This window comes from Sandaracinobacter neustonicus (genome assembly GCF_006385875.1).
GTDB classification, from domain to species: Bacteria; Pseudomonadota; Alphaproteobacteria; order Sphingomonadales; family Sphingomonadaceae; genus Sandaracinobacteroides; species Sandaracinobacteroides neustonicus.
On record NZ_VFSU01000016.1, the window covers coordinates 49426 to 65166 of the forward strand.

14 protein-coding genes and 1 tRNA gene are annotated in these 15741 nt (G+C 66.1%); 4 read left to right on the plus strand and 11 right to left on the minus strand.

The window, feature by feature from the left end; all coding sequences use genetic code 11:
* Window positions 1-353 precede the first annotated feature (353 nt).
* Both FJQ54_RS04930 and FJQ54_RS04935 read right to left on the minus strand, forming a co-directional pair.
* On the minus strand, window positions 354-1487 hold the full coding sequence (locus tag FJQ54_RS04930) for an epoxide hydrolase family protein (protein ID WP_140927306.1): 1134 nt from the start codon (window positions 1485-1487) through the stop codon (window positions 354-356).
* Complete coding sequence (locus FJQ54_RS04935; RefSeq protein ID WP_140927307.1) at window positions 1484-3097, minus strand: GMC family oxidoreductase; 1614 nt, start codon at window positions 3095-3097, stop codon at window positions 1484-1486. The genes FJQ54_RS04930 and FJQ54_RS04935 overlap by 4 nt, the downstream gene beginning before the upstream one ends.
* 147 nt (window positions 3098-3244) lie before the next feature.
* On the opposite strand from FJQ54_RS04935, the gene FJQ54_RS04940 reads away from it, so the two are divergent.
* Window positions 3245-4186, plus strand: a complete 942-nt coding sequence (locus FJQ54_RS04940; RefSeq protein WP_140927308.1) for a glycerophosphodiester phosphodiesterase family protein — start codon at window positions 3245-3247, stop codon at window positions 4184-4186.
* Window positions 4183-5148, plus strand: coding sequence for a quinone oxidoreductase family protein (locus FJQ54_RS04945; RefSeq protein WP_140927309.1), 966 nt, complete (start codon window positions 4183-4185; stop codon window positions 5146-5148). The genes FJQ54_RS04940 and FJQ54_RS04945 overlap by 4 nt, the downstream gene beginning before the upstream one ends.
* A gap of 26 nt (window positions 5149-5174) precedes the next feature.
* Here the strand turns inward: FJQ54_RS04945 and FJQ54_RS04950 are convergent, their stop codons facing one another.
* From FJQ54_RS04950 to FJQ54_RS04990, 9 genes are all read right to left on the minus strand, one after another.
* Window positions 5175-5843, minus strand: a complete 669-nt coding sequence (locus tag FJQ54_RS04950) for a TerC family protein (RefSeq protein WP_140927310.1) — start codon at window positions 5841-5843, stop codon at window positions 5175-5177.
* Between the two features lie 82 nt (window positions 5844-5925).
* Window positions 5926-6012, minus strand: a tRNA-Leu gene (locus FJQ54_RS04955).
* A gap of 157 nt (window positions 6013-6169) precedes the next feature.
* Window positions 6170-6451, minus strand: a complete 282-nt coding sequence (locus tag FJQ54_RS04960) for an integration host factor subunit beta (RefSeq protein ID WP_140927311.1) — start codon at window positions 6449-6451, stop codon at window positions 6170-6172.
* Window positions 6452-6584: 133 nt separating this feature from the next.
* A complete protein-coding gene (gene rpsA, locus FJQ54_RS04965; protein ID WP_140927312.1) occupies window positions 6585-8321 on the minus strand; it encodes a 30S ribosomal protein S1 in 1737 nt (578 codons plus the stop codon).
* 145 nt (window positions 8322-8466) lie between these two features.
* Complete coding sequence (cmk, locus tag FJQ54_RS04970) at window positions 8467-9102, minus strand: (d)CMP kinase (protein WP_140927313.1); 636 nt, start codon at window positions 9100-9102, stop codon at window positions 8467-8469.
* 3 nt (window positions 9103-9105) lie between these two features.
* A complete protein-coding gene (locus FJQ54_RS04975) occupies window positions 9106-9594 on the minus strand; it encodes a glutathione peroxidase (RefSeq protein ID WP_235890317.1) in 489 nt (162 codons plus the stop codon).
* Window positions 9595-10043: 449 nt separating this feature from the next.
* The gene (locus FJQ54_RS04980) at window positions 10044-10784 is read right to left on the minus strand and encodes a Bax inhibitor-1/YccA family protein (RefSeq protein ID WP_140927315.1); all 741 of its coding nucleotides are present in this window, start codon (window positions 10782-10784) and stop codon (window positions 10044-10046) included.
* 161 nt (window positions 10785-10945) lie between these two features.
* Window positions 10946-13495: an ABC transporter permease gene (locus FJQ54_RS04985; RefSeq protein WP_235890321.1), complete on the minus strand. Its 2550-nt coding sequence runs from the start codon at window positions 13493-13495 to the stop codon at window positions 10946-10948.
* A gap of 2 nt (window positions 13496-13497) precedes the next feature.
* A complete protein-coding gene (locus FJQ54_RS04990) occupies window positions 13498-14217 on the minus strand; it encodes an ABC transporter ATP-binding protein (protein ID WP_235890318.1) in 720 nt (239 codons plus the stop codon).
* Window positions 14218-14323: 106 nt separating this feature from the next.
* Here FJQ54_RS04990 and FJQ54_RS04995 point away from each other — a divergent pair, with 106 nt between their 5' ends.
* Together FJQ54_RS04995 and thpR are read left to right on the plus strand one after the other, a co-directional pair.
* Entirely contained in the window at window positions 14324-14911 is a 588-nt protein-coding gene (locus FJQ54_RS04995; protein WP_235890319.1) for an arylesterase, read from the plus strand.
* Between the two features lie 10 nt (window positions 14912-14921).
* Complete coding sequence (gene thpR / locus FJQ54_RS05000) at window positions 14922-15467, plus strand: RNA 2',3'-cyclic phosphodiesterase (RefSeq protein WP_140927316.1); 546 nt, start codon at window positions 14922-14924, stop codon at window positions 15465-15467.
* Window positions 15468-15741 lie beyond the last annotated feature (274 nt).

Consider the following 15741-nt stretch of genomic DNA (forward strand, 5'->3'; position numbering starts at 1 on the left):
TTTGCGGATAGACCACATTGTTGACCGAAGCGCCCGGCCCGCCGGGGATATAGGTTTCCTTGCGGCCAAGGTCCGGGTTCCCGGTCCCCATGCAGTCCACATTGCCGGGAAGGCCCCAGCAGTTCCGCACGCTCTGAAAAGCGGCCGAACCGAAATTCTGCGCCTGCGCCGAAGCTGCCCCAGCCCCAAGCAGAACCATGCTTGCGGCCAATGATGCGCGCGCGGCGAACAAGATGATGCTCATGAACCCCTCCCCCCTGACAGCCGCGCCCCTGACATGCGGCAGGCCGGGAAGCTGCCTGATGGCATTATATATGTCAAATATAGAAAGACCTTAACAATCAGTTGGTTCGTTAACCAATTGTCAGCACAAAGGCCCGCAGGTCAGCCAGCAGCAGCTCCGGTTCTTCCAGTCCGATGAAGTGGCCGCCGCGGGGCATATCCGTCCAGTGCACCACATTATAGCCGCGTTCCACCATGGAGCGGGGCGGGAAGGCGAGCAGGTCGTAGGGGAAGGAGGCGACGCCGACGGGCACTTCGATGCGGCGGCCTTCGGGGATGCTGAAGCCGCCTTCCAGCGCCATGCCGCGATAGATCCATGTGGCGGACAGGAAGCTGCGGGTGGAGAGGTAGATCATGATGGTGTCCAGCAGGACATCCATCGGGAAGGGTGGGTCGATCGCGCCCTTTGTCTGGTCTGACCAGCCGCAATATTTTTCCGCGAACCATGCGGCCACGCCCATGGGGGAATCCATCATGGCGAAGCCAAGGCTTTGCGGCTTGGTGGATTGCAGGTGGAGATAGCCGGTTTCGGCCGCCTGCGTAACGGCGGCGCGCTGCAGCCAGCGCGTCTCCGCCTCGGTGGTGGGGCGCATGTTGGCGGAGCGCAGGCCATAGCCGTTCAGGTGGATGGCGCGGACATGGCGGCTGTCCAGCCCGATCCAGCCGCCGATCACACAGCCCCAGTCTCCCCCCTGATACAGGAAACTGTCATAGCCCAGCACCTGCATCAGCCGGTCATACAGGCCCGCCACCGCACGCGGGCCGATCGGCACCTTGGGCCGGTCGCTCCACGCATAACCCGGCAGGGAAGGGGCGATCACATGGAAGGCGGGTGCGGCCGGGTCTTCGGGTTCGGCCAGCCGCCGGTAGATGCTTTCGAACTCAAGGATGGAGCCGGGCCAGCCATGGGCGATCAGCAGCGGCTGCGCATCCGCGCGGGAGGATCGCAGGTGGATCGCGTGCAGGGAAAAGCCCGGCTCCACCTCCACCCGCACATGCGGGAAGGCGTTGATGCGGTTGACGCTCGCCGCCCAGTCATAGCCGGTCAGCCAGTGCGCGCGCAGCCGCTTCATATAGGCGCGGTTGGCCCCATGCTCCCAATGATGGCCTTCGGGTTCCTCGAAGAAGCGGAACTCCTCCACGCGTTGCCGCACCCACTCCCATTCCTCGGGGTGGGCGGGCACGGTGAAGGGGGTCACGCTCATGCGGCCAGCTTCGCGCCGGATTTCTGCGCGCGCCGGAGCTGGTCCGCCGCCTTTTCCGCGATCATGATGGTGGGAGCGTTGGTGTTGCCGCTCACGAGATAGGGCATCACCGAGGCGTCCACCACCATCAGCCCTTCCACGCCGTTCACGTTCAGGGCGATGTCGGTCACGGCGTCGACGTCTGCGCCCATGCGGCAGGTGCCTACGGGGTGATAGATGGTTTCGGCCCAGCCCTTCAGCTTGTCCGCCAGCGCCGCGCCCTGCACGGCTTCGCCCGGCCATGCCTCGCCCGCATTATAGGGCGCGAGCGCAGGTTGCCTCCCGATGGCGCGGGCGATTTCCACGCCCTTCAGCAGTGTATCGAGGTCTTCCGGCGCGGAGAGATAGCGCGGATCGATGGCGGGATGCGCGCGCGGATCAGGCGATTTCAGCCAGATCGCCCCCCGGCTTTCCGGCCGCACCTGGCACACATGCACCTGATAGCCATGCTCCGGCGTCAGCCCGCCCACGCCATGCGCCATGCCCTTCACCGGCATGAAGTGCATCTGGATATCCGGCGCGGCCAGCCCCTCGCGCGTGGAGACGAACGCGCCGACGGCGGTTGGCATATAGCTGGCGTTGCCCTGCTTGCGCAGGATCCAGTTCAGCCCCGTCCACAGCTTCACCAGCGGGTTGGTGTTGGCGTTCAGCGTGATCGGCTGGCTGCACTTCCATTGCACCAGCACGTCCAGATGGTCCTGCAGATTCTGCCCCACCTGCGCCCGGTCCGCCACCGTCTGCAGCCCCAGCGCCTTCAGTTGCGCCCCCGGCCCCACGCCGGACAGCAACAGCAGTTGCGGCGAATTGATCGCCCCGCCAGACAGGATCACCCGCCGCCCGCGCACGGTCTGCCCGCCGGAATAGCTGACGCCGACCGCGCGTTTGCCTTCGAAAATCACCTTCTCCGCCAGCGCGCCGGTGATGATCTTCAGGTTCGGCCGCCGCTGCACCGCGTCTGTTAGGTAGGCGCGCGCGGCGGAGCAGCGCTGCCCGCCCCGGATGGTGGAATCATAGCCGCCCACACCTTCGAACTGCGGGCCGTTGAAATCGTCGGTTCGCGGCCATCCGGCCTCTGCGCCCGCTTCGATGAAGGCCTCGTTCAGCACGTGCGGCAGCACCCGCCGCGTGGTCGCCAGCGGGCCGCCGCTGCCATGCCAGTCGGACGATCCCCGGTCTGAATCCTCTGCCTTGCGGAAATAGGGCAGCACATCGGCCCAGCCCCAGCCGGTGCAGCCGATCTGCGCCCAACGGTCATAATCGCTGCTGTGGCCACGGATATAGACCATGCCGTTGATGGACGAAGATCCGCCCAGCGTCCGCCCGCGCGGCCAATAGAGTTTGCGCCCGTTCAGCTGCGCCTGCGGCTCCGTCCAGAAGCCCCAGTTCAGATCGCTGTTCTTTTCCGGCGGGATGATTTCGCCGATTCCGGCGGGCATCTGCACCAGCATGGCCTTGTCGCTGCCGCCCGCTTCCAGCAGCGCCACCCGCGTACCCGCATCTTCAGACAGGCGCGCTGCCAGCACGCATCCGGCCGAACCCGCGCCCACGATCACGAAATCAAAGTCGTCCACTCGAATTCCTCCCGCCTTCTCCCAAAGGCCTGCCCCTTCCTAGCCCAGCCCGTTACGCGGAGAAACCCTCCGCATAATGCTGAAAACTGCGCGACAGAGTGTTTCGCCTGCCCTTGCCCCCCCGGCCCGAGCGGTTAGGAAAGGGGGATGCGTATCCGCCAGTTCCTTTCCGCCATGTTGATGCCCGCGCTGCTGATCCTGTCCGCCTGCGCCATGGGCCGGGTGGATACCCATCGCCCGCCCGCGCCGGTGATGCGGGCCATGCCCGACGTATTCGATTGCCTGCGCGAACGCCGCCTGGCGCTGGTGTCTGCGCATCGCGGGCAGAAGGATCCGATGGCGGCGGAAAACAGCATCGCTTCGTTCGCGGATACCATTGAGCGCGGCCCCATCTTCATCGAGGTGGATGTCTCCCGCTCGGCAGACGGCGTGCTGATGCTGATGCACGATCAGACGCTGGATCGCACCACCACCGGCCTCGGCCCGCTGGCGGGCTATAGCTATCAGCAGCTCCGCCGCGCCTGGCTGAAAGACGGCAAGGGCGCCATCACCGATGAGCGCATCCCCACGCTGGAGGAAGCGCTGGTGTGGGCGCGGCGCAACGGCGGGGTGCTGCAACTGGATATCAAGCCGGGCGTGCCGTTGGCCGATGTGCTGGAACAGGTGCGCGAGCAGCGGATGGAAAATCAGGTGATCCTGATCGCCTATAGTCTGGCGGACGTGCGCAATTTCCAGCGCGCCGCGCCGGAAATGATGATTTCCGCCAGCGGCCGCAACGCCAGCGAGAACGCCGCGATCCTTGCCATGGCGAACCCGCGCATGCTGTTCTTCACCGGCGTTGCAGAGCCGGACCCGGCGCTGATCGCCCGGCTGGACGCCGCCGGGGTGGAAGCCATCACCGGCACGCTGGGCAAAGCCGGCGAGCGGCTGGACGACCGCTATCTGGCGGACGGCAACGCCAGCGAATATGCAGCGTTGGCGGAACGCGGCGTGGCGCTGATCGCCAGCGATCAGCCCGTCGTGGCATGGCGCGCGCTGAAATCCGCCGACCGCGACGGCACCATCTGCCTGCTGGGAGTGAAACAATGAAAGCCATCCGCTTCGCCGAAACCGGCGGCCCTCAGGTGATGAAGCTGCTGGACGTGGAGGTGGGAGAGCCCGGCCCCGGGCAGGCCCGCGTTCGCCACAGCGTGATCGGCGTGAACTTCATCGACACCTATCACCGCTCCGGCCTTTATCCGATGCAGCTGCCCTCCGGGCTGGGGATGGAAGCGGCCGGCGTGGTGGAGGCGGTGGGGGAGGGCGTCTCCCATGTCTCCGTGGGAGACAGGGTGATCTATTTCGCCAACCCGCCCGGTGCCTATGCCACCCATCGGCTGATGGACGCCCGCCCGCTGGTGAAGCTGCCGGACAGCGTGTCTGACGAGCAGGCGGCGGCCCTGTGGTTAAAGGCCTGCACTGTCGAATCGCTGGTGGAGCGCTGCGCCCGGGTGCAGCCGGGGCAGACGGTGCTGGTGCCCGCGGCAGCCGGGGGCGTGGGCGTGCTGCTGTGCCAATGGCTGAAATCGAAGGATGTCACCGTGATCGGCACCGTCGGCTCACCCGCGAAGGTGGACATCGCCCGCGCGGCGGGGGCCGACCATGTGCTGTCTTACGAGGAAGTCCCCGCCCGCGTGCGCGAGATCACGGGCGGCAAGGGCGTGGACGCCGCGATCGACGGGGTGGGCAAATCCACCTTCGACAGTTCGCTGGACAGTCTGAAGCGGCGCGGCATCCTCGCCAGTTTCGGCAACGCTTCCGGCCCGGCCGCGCCGCTGGATATCGGCTTGCTCGCCCGCAAAGGCTCGCTGTTCGTCACCCGGCCCACCCTGTTCGATTATTATGCCACGCCCGAGGATTTCGCGGCAGGCACGGCGGCCGTGTTCGCGAAAATCGCTTCCGGCGTGCTGAAGGCGCATATCGGCCAAAGTTTCGCGCTGGCGGATGCCGTTGCCGCGCACAAGGCACTGGAAGCGCGGCAGACGGTGGGGTCGTCGCTGCTGATCCCCTGAAGAATTGTCGGTTTGCGGGCGCGCCGTCAGCCGCTGGCAACGGCGCTTTCCAGCGCCTGCACCGGGATCAGCGGCACGACATCGCGCCCGCCGGAAATGATCATCTCCATCGCCACATAGAAGATCAGCGCCAGACCGATCCAGCCGATCCAGTGATAGCGTTCGATCAGCCGGGCGATGTAGTTGGCCGCCACGCCCATCAGCGCGACAGACAGCACCAGCCCCAGAATCATGATTTCGGTGTGGTCGCGCGACGCACCCGCCACGGCGAGCACATTGTCCAGGCTCATGGAAAGATCGGCGATGGCCACGGCCCAGGCCGCGCCCCAGAAGGTCTTGGCGGATCGCGGCGCATCATGGGCGATGGTGCCGTCGTCCAGCACCACCTTGGTATCGGGCTGCAGTTCTCGATACATTTTCCAGCAGACCCACAGCAGCAGGATGCCGCCCGCCAGCCGGATGCCCACGACATCCAGCAACTGCGTCACCACCAGCGCGAAGGCGATGCGCATCACCAGCGCGGCCACCATGCCCAGCGCGATCACCTTCTTGCGCTCGGCAGGCGGAAGACCGGCAGCCAGCGCGCCGATCACGATGGCGTTGTCACCCGCCAGCACAAGGTCGATCATGATCACCTTGCCCAGCGCCGCCCAGGCGCCCGGCTCGGCCATGAAGCTGAGGTCAAACACGTTCATCGCGCGCTGCTAGCGCAAAGCGAAGGGCGTGAAAACGGGGGGCAATGAAAATTGGCGGGCACGGCCAGCGTGAGGGCAAGATTGGTGCGGACGGCGGGACTCGAACCCGCACTCCCCGAGGGGAAAGGGATTTTAAGTCCCGTGCGTCTACCAGTTTCGCCACGTCCGCATAAGGGTAACGCCTAGAGGCGGCTGTATTTATTGGCAACAGCAAGCGGGCGCTTGATCCGCGAGCGGCACGGGGGTGCGACGGCATATCAGGTGGCGCAACCTGCTGCGCCGATGTTCGTGGCGAAACGCGCGTCGGGCCGGAAAGGCCGGGCCTCTCAATCCATGTTGAGGCGTTCGCGCAATTCCTTGCCGGGCTTGAAGTGCGGCACCCGCTTCGCGTCCACGTCCACCGACTCGCCGGTGCGCGGGTTGCGGCCGGTGCGGGCGTTGCGGCCGCGGGTGGAGAAGGCGCCAAAGCCGCGAAGCTCCACGCGGCCGCCTTCCGTCAGCCGGTCGGTGATCGAATCGAGGATGGTCGAAACCACACGCTCGGCCTCGCGCTGCCCCAGATGCGGGTTCGCGTCGGCAATCTTCTGCACCAGCTCGGATCGGATCATGGTCTGCCCCTGTCGTCGGAATACAGACTATGTGCCTTATTCACGTCGCCGGTCAACCCCTTCAATCGTAACGCAAAAGGGCGGCACCTTGCGGCACCGCCCTTCATGCGCCTGTGCGCGGCCGCAGTCAGCCTCAGCTGTCCTGCTTGGCCTTGTTCAGCGCGGCACCCAGGATGTCGCCCAGAGAGGCGCCCGAGTCCGACGAACCATATTGCGCAACCTGTTGCTTTTCTTCGGCAATCTGCATCGCCTTGATGGAAAGCATCGGCTTCTTGCCACGCTCGAAGCCAACCACCAGCGCATCGACCTTCTGGCCGATCTGGAAGCGCTCGGGGCGTTGGTCGTCGCGGTCGCGGCTGAGGTCGGAGCGCTTGATGAAGGCGGTCGGGCCGTCTTCGCCGATTTGCACTTCGATGCCGCCGTCGCGGCTTTCGCGAACGATGGCAGTCACCACCTCGTTCTTGGAAAGCCCACCGGCAGAGGCCACCGGGGCAGCCGCGCTGGCACCGGCACCGGCGCTGGCAGCAGCGCCTTCAGCCGAAACCTGCTTGATGCCCAGCGAGATGCGCTCGCGCTCGACATCGACTTCCAGCACTTGCGCCTTCACCATCTCGCCCTTGTGATGCAGGGCGAGGGCGGCTTCACCCGAAACGCCCCATGCGATGTCGGACATGTGCACCATGCCGTCCACTTCGCCGGGCAGGCCGATGAACAGGCCGAACTCGGTGGAGTTCTTCACTTCGCCTTCCACCACGGAACCGACGGGATGTTCTTCGGCGAACACTTCCCACGGGTTGCGCTGGGCCTGCTTCAGGCCAAGGCTGATGCGGCGCTTTTCGCCATCGACTTCCAGCACGACAACGTCGACTTCCTGGCTGGTCGAAACGATCTTGCCGGGGTGCACATTCTTCTTCACCCAGCTCATTTCAGAGACGTGGACGAGGCCTTCGATGCCCGGCTCCAGCTCAATGAAGGCGCCATACTCGGTGATGTTGGTCACGCGGCCCTTCAGCTTCGCGCCGACCGGGTATTTGGCGTCTGCGCCTTCCCACGGATCGGATTCCAGCTGCTTCATGCCAAGGCTGATGCGCTGGGTGTCGCGGTTGATGCGGATGATCTGCACCTTCACCGTGTCACCGATGTTGATGACTTCGTTCGGGTGGCCAACGCGCTTGTAGCTCATGTCGGTCACGTGCAGCAGGCCGTCGATGCCGCCCAGATCCACGAACGCGCCATAATCGGTGATGTTCTTCACCACGCCGTCGATCACCTGACCTTCGGACAGGCTCTGGATCAGGCCGGTGCGGGCTTCGGCGCGGGTTTCTTCCAATATGCTGCGGCGCGAAACCACGATGTTGCCGCGCTTGCGGTCCATCTTCAGCAGCTGGAACGGCTGGGCGATGCCCATCAGCGGGGTCACGTCGCGAACCGGGCGAATATCCACTTGCGAACCGGGGAGGAACGCAACTGCGCCGCCCAGATCCACGGTGAAGCCACCCTTCACGCGGCCGAAAATGGTGCCGTCCACACGCTCACCGGCGTTGAACTGGGTTTCCAGCTTGTCCCACGCGGCTTCGCGGCGGGCGCGATCGCGCGACAACATGGCTTCCCCAAAGGCGTTTTCCACGCGGTCCACATAGACATCGACTTCTTCGCCGACGGTCACCTGCGGGGCTTGCCCGGGGGGAGTGAATTCACGGATCGAAACACGGCCTTCAGACTTGAGGCCCACGTCGATCACCACCAGATCATTCTCAATGGCGGTGACCCGCCCCTTCACCACCTTCCCCTCGAAGCTCTGGGATTCGCCCAGCGATTTGTCGAGGAGCGCGGCGAAATCGTCGCGGGTGGGCATTGCGGTCGAAGCCATGTATGTCCTATCGTTTACATACCGGGCGGCCGCGATCCTGCTATCAGGGTCCTCTTTGCAGCCGGGCCCGGGTTAGAGCCAATCCACGGATTCACTGACAAACAGAAAACGGCCGCGAGCGCGTCATGCGCATCGCCGCCGACTGTCAGGAAACCCGGCCCAGCTGGCTGGAGACAAGCTCCACGGCCTTCCGGACGGCCGCCGCTATATCCAATTCGCTCGTATCTAGCAAGTCGGCGTCGGCCGCCTGCCTCAGCGGCGCATCCGCCCGGCCCATGTCGCGCGCGTCGCGCGCCAGGATGTCGGCCAGCACCCGCTCTTCGCTCACGTCGCGCCCGGCCGCCGTCAGTTCCAGAAAGCGCCGCCGCGCGCGTGTTTCTGCTGCCGCTGTCACGAACAGCTTCGCCGCGGCCTCCGGTGCGATCACCGTGCCGATATCGCGCCCGTCCAGCACGGCACCGCCCGGTTGCGCTGCGAACGCCTTCTGAAACGCCAGCAGCGCCGAGCGCACCTCAGGCAGGGCAGACACAAGCGAAGCCGCCTCCCCGGTCTGCGCGCCGCGCAACTCCGCGTCTTCCAGCAAAGACAGGTCCAGCGCCGCCGCCTTCGCGCCGACGCCGGCCCCGTCAGACAAATCCAGCCCGCTGCGCAGCGCAGACAGCGCCACCACCCGATACAGCGCGCCGGTATCCAGATGCGGCACGCCGAAGTGCCGCCCCAGCGCGCGCGCGATTGTGCCCTTGCCGGATGCCGCCGGCCCGTCCACCGCGATCAGAGGCAAGAGTCACTCACTCAGCAGCTTTGCGATTTTTGGCGCGATATCCTCGGGCTTCACCGTCGGCGCGAACCGCTCCACCGCTTCGCCCTCGCGGTTGACAAGGAATTTGGTGAAGTTCCACTTCACGCTTTCCGAGCCCAGCAGCCCCGGCGCCTGCGCCTTCAGTTGCCGGTACAGCGGATCAGCATTGTCCCCGTTCACCTCGATCTTGCGGAACACCGGGAAGGTCACCGGGTAAGTGGTGGAGCAGAATTTCGCGATTTCCGCCGCGTCGCCCGGCTCCTGCTTGCCGAACTGGTTGCAGGGGAAGCCCAGCACGGTGAAGCCCTTGTCCCTGAAGCGCTGATACAGGTCCTCAAGCCCGGTATATTGCGGCGTGAACCCGCACTTCGAAGCCACATTCACGATCAGCACGACCTGGCCCTTGTAATCCGCCAGGCTCACGTCCCGCCCGTCCAGCGTGACCGCGCGATGGTGATAAATATCGTCCGCCAACTTCAACCTCCCGAAATTGTCCCCCAACCGATCCATGAAGCCCCGCGCCCGGAAAGGGAAGAGGCGGCGCGGTATCGGGCGCATTTTCGCGGGTTGGGGGGGGGGCGATGCCTCCGGCGGCCGGGCTCTGCCCGGACCCGGCAGGGAAATGATTTCCCTGCACCCTCGAAATTCACGTCGCTGCCTACTCCAACGCCGTGGACGTAATCAGATTCGATTGCCTGCGGCGCAACGAGGCTCTCTCTCCCCGCTGGGGAGAGAGTTGGAGAGAGGGGCGCAACGCCGGGCCTGATCCACCAACCTCCCCACCCGCTCAGCCTGAGCTTGTCGAAGGCCCCTGAGAAGCCCACCAACCTCTCCACCAACCACACCCCACCCACATAAAAAGAAGGGCCCGGTGTCGCGCCGGGCCCCTCCGAGGGTCGCTCTTCTTGCAAACTCGTCTGTTGTCAGTCGCGCTGGCCCAGGAAGCTCAGCAGGAACTGGAACAGGTTGATGAAGTCCAGATACAGGGTCAGCGCACCCATGATCGCGGCCTTGCCCGCCATGTCGGTTCCGGCGACATAATCATAGGTCTGCTTGATCTTCTGGGTGTCGTGCGCCGTCAGCCCGGCGAAGATCAGCACGCCCAGAATGGAGATCGTCAGCGCCAGCGCACCAGACTGCAGGAACATGTTCAGCAGCATGGCCACCAGAATGCCGATCAGGCCCATCACCAAGAAGGTGCCCAGCTTCGAAAGGTCGCGCTTCGTCGTGTAACCATAAAGGCTGAGGCCGGCGAAGGCCGCAGCGGTCGCGAAGAAGGTCGTCGCGATGGAGGTCGAGGTGTAGACGAGGAAGATCGTCGACATCGACGCGCCCATGATCGCGGCGAAGGCCCAGAACATCGCCTGAACCGCCCCTTCGGACATGGTCTGATATTTGAAGCCGAGGATGAACACGAAGGCCAGCGGTGCCAGCGCCACGATCCAGCCAAGGCCGGAAAGCCCGCCCATCGGGTTCACCAGCGCGTTCACCGCACCGGTATAGGCCATGCCAAGGGCCACAAGACCCGTCAGCAACACGCCCGACATCATATAATTGTAGACGCTGAGCATATGCTTGCGCAGCCCGGCGTCATACTCGGCAGCAGCGGTCCCGGCGCGGGCGGCGGCGGCGCGTCCAAAGCGGGGATCAGCCTGATTAACCATCGGTTTCCTCTCCATCGATCCGGGGGGTCGCGCCCCTTACAACCAACTGCCTTCAAACAGTTACAGCCGATTGGCAGGGCACCCGTTTCGATGCTCTATATCGCTCATGTAACATGCTGATTCAAGGCTTGTCCATCGAAATCTTTCGTGCGTGAAATATTTCAACTCTCACGTAACACGCGTGCAACCTTCACCCCCAACGTTCGCCATGCGCCCGCCAGCCCCAGCAACAGGGTGATGGCCGCGCCCGCAAGCACCGTCAGCAGCGCCACCCCCCAATCGGGTGCCCATTGGAACTTCAGCACCTGCGTCACCACGATCCAGCCCGCCAGTCCGCCCAGCAGCAGGGCGATGCCGGATACCAGCAGGCCAAGCCCGGCATATTCCAGCCCGGCCGCCGCCATCAGCTGCCGCCGGGTCGCGCCCAGCGTTTTCAGGATCACATTGTCATAGATGCGCGCCCTCGCCTGCGCCGCCAGCGCGCCCACCAGAACGGCGATCCCGGCCAGAATCGCCACGCTCGCCGCCGCACGCACCGCCGTGCCCATCTGCATCACCAGCTCGCTCACTTCGCCCAGCACATCCTTCACCTTCACCACGGACACGGTGGGGAAGGCGCGGGTAACCTGCCCGGTGAACCCGGCCTCGGCGGCGGCGGGCGGCGTCACCGTCGACATGTAACTGTAAGGCGCGTCGCGCAGCGTGTTCGGATCATAGATCAGCACGAAGTTGAACCCCATCGAGTCCCAGTCCACTTCGCGCAAGGAAGCGATCTTCGCCTCGATCTCCACGCCCAGCACGGAGACGGTGATGCGGTCCCCCACCTTCAGCCCCAGCAGCCCGGCCTGTTCGGCATCCATCGAGACCAGCGGCGGCCCGGCATAATCCTTCGGCCACCAGTGGCCCGCCACCAGCCGGTTGCCCTTCGGCAGATCCTCCGCCCATGTCAGCCCCCGATCCCCGCGCAGCACATAGCTGCCTTCGGGCACATCCTTCAATTCAGAGGCCGGCACGCCGTTCACCGCCGTCACCGGGCCGCGCAGGCTGGGCACCATCGTCACCTCGGATCCGGCGGGCAGGCTTTCGCGGAAGCGAGGCGCATCTTCCTTGGGCAGGTCCAACAGGAAGAAGCCCGGGGCCTTGGCGGGCACGGTTTTCTGCAACTCCGCGTTGAAGCTGGTTTCGATGAAGGCCAGCGTCGCGAACAGGCTGAGCCCCAGCCCCAGCGCCACCACCAGCTGCCGTGTCATCGCGCCGGGCCGGTGCACATTGGCCAGCGCCAGCCGGGGCAGCACCTTCTTCGGCCGGGGCAGCCGCGCCGCCCCCCACTGGATCAGCGTTCCCGCACCGAACAGCAGCGCCAGCACCGCCAGCGCCCCGCCCAGGAACCCGGCCGCGAACAGCCGCTCGGCCGCCTGCCACACCGCCAGCGCCGCCACCACCGCGCCCGCGCCCAGCGCCACGCCCAGCGCGCGGGCGGATGGCCATGGCCATTGCTCCACGCTGCCCCGGAAGATGCGCTGCGCCGGCAGCGCACCCGCGCGCGCCAGCGGCGGCACCGCAAAGGCCAGCGCGACCAGCAAGCCGAAGGCAATCGCCGTCAGCATCGGCCCCGCGTGCAGCCCCAGCGCGGGCGGCACCGGCAGCGCGTCACCCGCCAGCTGCACCACGATCCACGGCACCAGCGCCCCCAGCAGCGCCCCCACGGCGGCCGCCACCAGCGCGACGCCGCCCACCAGCAGCAGATAGGTTTTCAGCACCAGCCCCGATGAGCCGCCCAGCGCCTTCAGCGTGGCGATGGTGCCGGCCTTGCGGTCCAGATAGGAACGTACGCCATTGCCCACGCCCACGCCCGCCACCGCCAGCGCCGTCAGGCTTACCAGCGTGAGGAATTGTCCCAGCCGCTCCACGAAACGGCGCACGCCCGGCGCGCCGTCGCGGCTGTCCGCCAGCCGCCAGCCTGCATCGGGATGCGCCTTCTCGATCGCCTCTCGCACGGCGACCGGGTCTGTGCCGGGCGGCAGCTTCAGTTTCACATGGTGGCGATAGAGGCTGCCCGGCTGCACCAGTTGCGTCTGTTCCAGCCGTTGCATCGAAATCAGCACGCTCGGCCCGAAGGTGAAGCCCTCGCTCGCCTTGTCCGGCTCCAGCGTCAGAATCGCGGCCACGGGCATCCGCGCCTCGCCGATCCCCACCTCGTCGCCCACTTTCAGCCCCAGCTGATCGGCCAGATCGGCCGCCACAACAGCGCCTTTGGCCAGCGCCGCCTGCACGGCCGCATTACCACCGCCGCCTCGGACATCCGCCGCGCCATACATCGGCCAGCGCCCGTCCACCGCCTTCAGCTCGGCCAGCAGTTCGCGACCCGCCGCCGCGCCGCTTTCGCCGCGCACCATGGCGCGCATCTTGATGTTCTCAGACAGGGTGCCGCCGAACTGCGTCAGCGTCGCCCGCTCCTCCGGGGTCGGGGCGCGTTGCGTTAGCCGCGCCTCCACATCGGCCCCCAAAATGCTCTGCCCCTGATCGCTGAGGCCCTGCTCGATGGCGGCGGCAAGGCTGCCCACGCCCGCCATCGCCAGCACGCCCAGCAACAGGCAGATGAACAGCAATCGCAGCGCCCCCAGCCCGCCACGCGCCTCTCGCACAGCAAAGCGGGCGGCCAGCGGCCATTCCCGCAACCGCGCTTGGGGGGCGGGCACGGGTGCCATCATGTTCACGCCACAACCTCCGCCGTCACCGCCTCGTCAGACACGATCACCCCGTCGCGCATGCGGATCACCCGGCTGCACTTGGTCGCCAGCTCCTGATCATGGGTGATCAGCACCAGCGTCGCGCCGGTTTCCGCCAGCCGCCGCATCAGCAGCTCCACCACCGCCTCGCCGGTGGAGGCGTCCAGATTGCCGGTCGGTTCGTCGGCGAAGATCAGGGCCGGGCGCACCGCCAGCGCACGCGCCAGCGCCACCCGCTGCTGTTCGCCGCCGGACAATTGGGTGGGATAATGCGTCACCCGATGCCCCAGCCCCACCGCCTCCAGTTCGCGCTTTGCCTCCCCGAACGGATCGGCATGGCCCGCCAGTTCCAGCGGCACCGCTACATTTTCCAGCGCCGTCATGGTGGGGATCAGGTGAAAGGCCTGCAACACGATGCCGATCCGCCCGCGCCGCGCTTCGGCCAGTTCGTCTTCGGACAGCCCCATGATTTCGGCCCCGGCCACCCGGATCGAGCCGCCGCTGGCGCTCTCCAGCCCGGAAAGCACCGCCATGAGGCTGGATTTGCCGGATCCGGACGGCCCCAATATCGCCACCCGTTCCCCCGCGCCCACCTGCAGGCTCACGCCCTTCAGAATTTCCACCCGGGCCGCCCCGTCCCCCAGCGCCAGCTTCACATCACGCGCATCGATCACCATATCTGCGCCTATGGCTGGTTTCGGCATGGAGTTCCCTTTGAAAAAGTCGACCGTTTGGAATCCGCGATCATATGGTCAGCCGAGCGCGCTTTTCCAGTTGCTGTCTTTCATCGCCGCAACATTTCTGCTCGCTTTGGCGCATCCTGCGGCCGCGCAGGACAAGCTCATCCTCGCGCTCGGCGACAGCCTGACGGCAGGCTATCAGCTGAAACCAACGGAAAGCTTCCCCGCCCAGCTGCAAACGGCGCTGCAAAAGGAAGGGCGCAAGGTCCGCGTGCACAATGCGGGCGTCAGCGGAGACACCACCGCGCAGGGCAAGGCGCGGCTGAACTGGGTGCTGGCCAGCCTGAAGCAGAAGCCCGATCTCGCCATCGTGGCGCTGGGCGCGAACGACATGCTGCGCGGCCAGCCGCCCGCGCAGGCCCGCGCCAATCTGGACGCGATCCTGACGGAACTGGACAAGCGCGGTATCCCCGTCGTGCTGGCGGGCATGCTGGCCGCCCCGAACATGGGGCCGGCCTATGCCAAGGAGTTCAACGCCATCTACCCGGCGCTGGCGAAAAAACATGGCGCAACGCTTTACCCCTTCTACACGCAGGGCGTCACGGCGAACCCGAAGCTGCTGCTGGCAGATGGCATGCACCCGAACGCAGCCGGTGTCGGCGTGATGGTGAAGAACATCCTCCCCACCGTCCGCAAGGCGCTCGACTCCCGCAAATGAGGTGGTCCAGATGAGGCTGTTCGTCGCCCTCCGCCCGCCGCCGCCCGTGCGCGATGCGCTGACCGCGCTGATGGGCGGGATCGAAGGCGCGCGCTGGCAGAGCGACAACAATCTCCACCTCACCCTCGCCTTCATCGGCGAGGTGGACCGGCATCAGGCCGAAGCCGCAACGGACGCCCTCGCCACGCTCGTCGCCCCGCCGCTCGACCTGTCGCTGGGCCAGTTCGGCAGCTTCGAAGCCGAGCGCGCGGACCGCACCGCCGCACTGTGGATCGGCGTCACCCCGGCAGAGCCGGTCGCCACGCTGGCCGCCGCCATCCGCGCAGCGCTACGAAGGGCCGGGCTGGAACCGGACGCGCGCAAATTCGTCCCCCACATTACACTGGCCCGTTTCAGCCGCGCAGGCGCCAGCCGCGACGCCCTGCGCCCATGGCTCTCCACCATTACCGCGCCACAGGCGAGCTGGCGGGCGGACGGCTTCCACCTTGTGCAAAGCCACTTGGGCCATGATGGCCCGCACTATGAGCCCGTGGCCAGCTATACGCTCAGTGGCTAGAGCCGCGCGGGCCTGCGGTTTTTTGCCTCCGGCGGGCAGGGAAATGATTTCCCTGCACCCTCAAAATTCGCGTTGAGCCTGAACTCCAGCGTCGTGCGGGTGACCAGATTCGATTGCCTGCGGCGCTACGAAGCCCTCTCCCCCTGCAAGGGGGAGAGTTGGAGAGGGGGTGTCACCGATTGGCCTGATCCACCGACATCACAATACCCACGACGAAGGCTCTCTCCCCCCGCTGGGGGGAGAGGTGGAGAGAGGGGAACAATGCTGGGCCAAA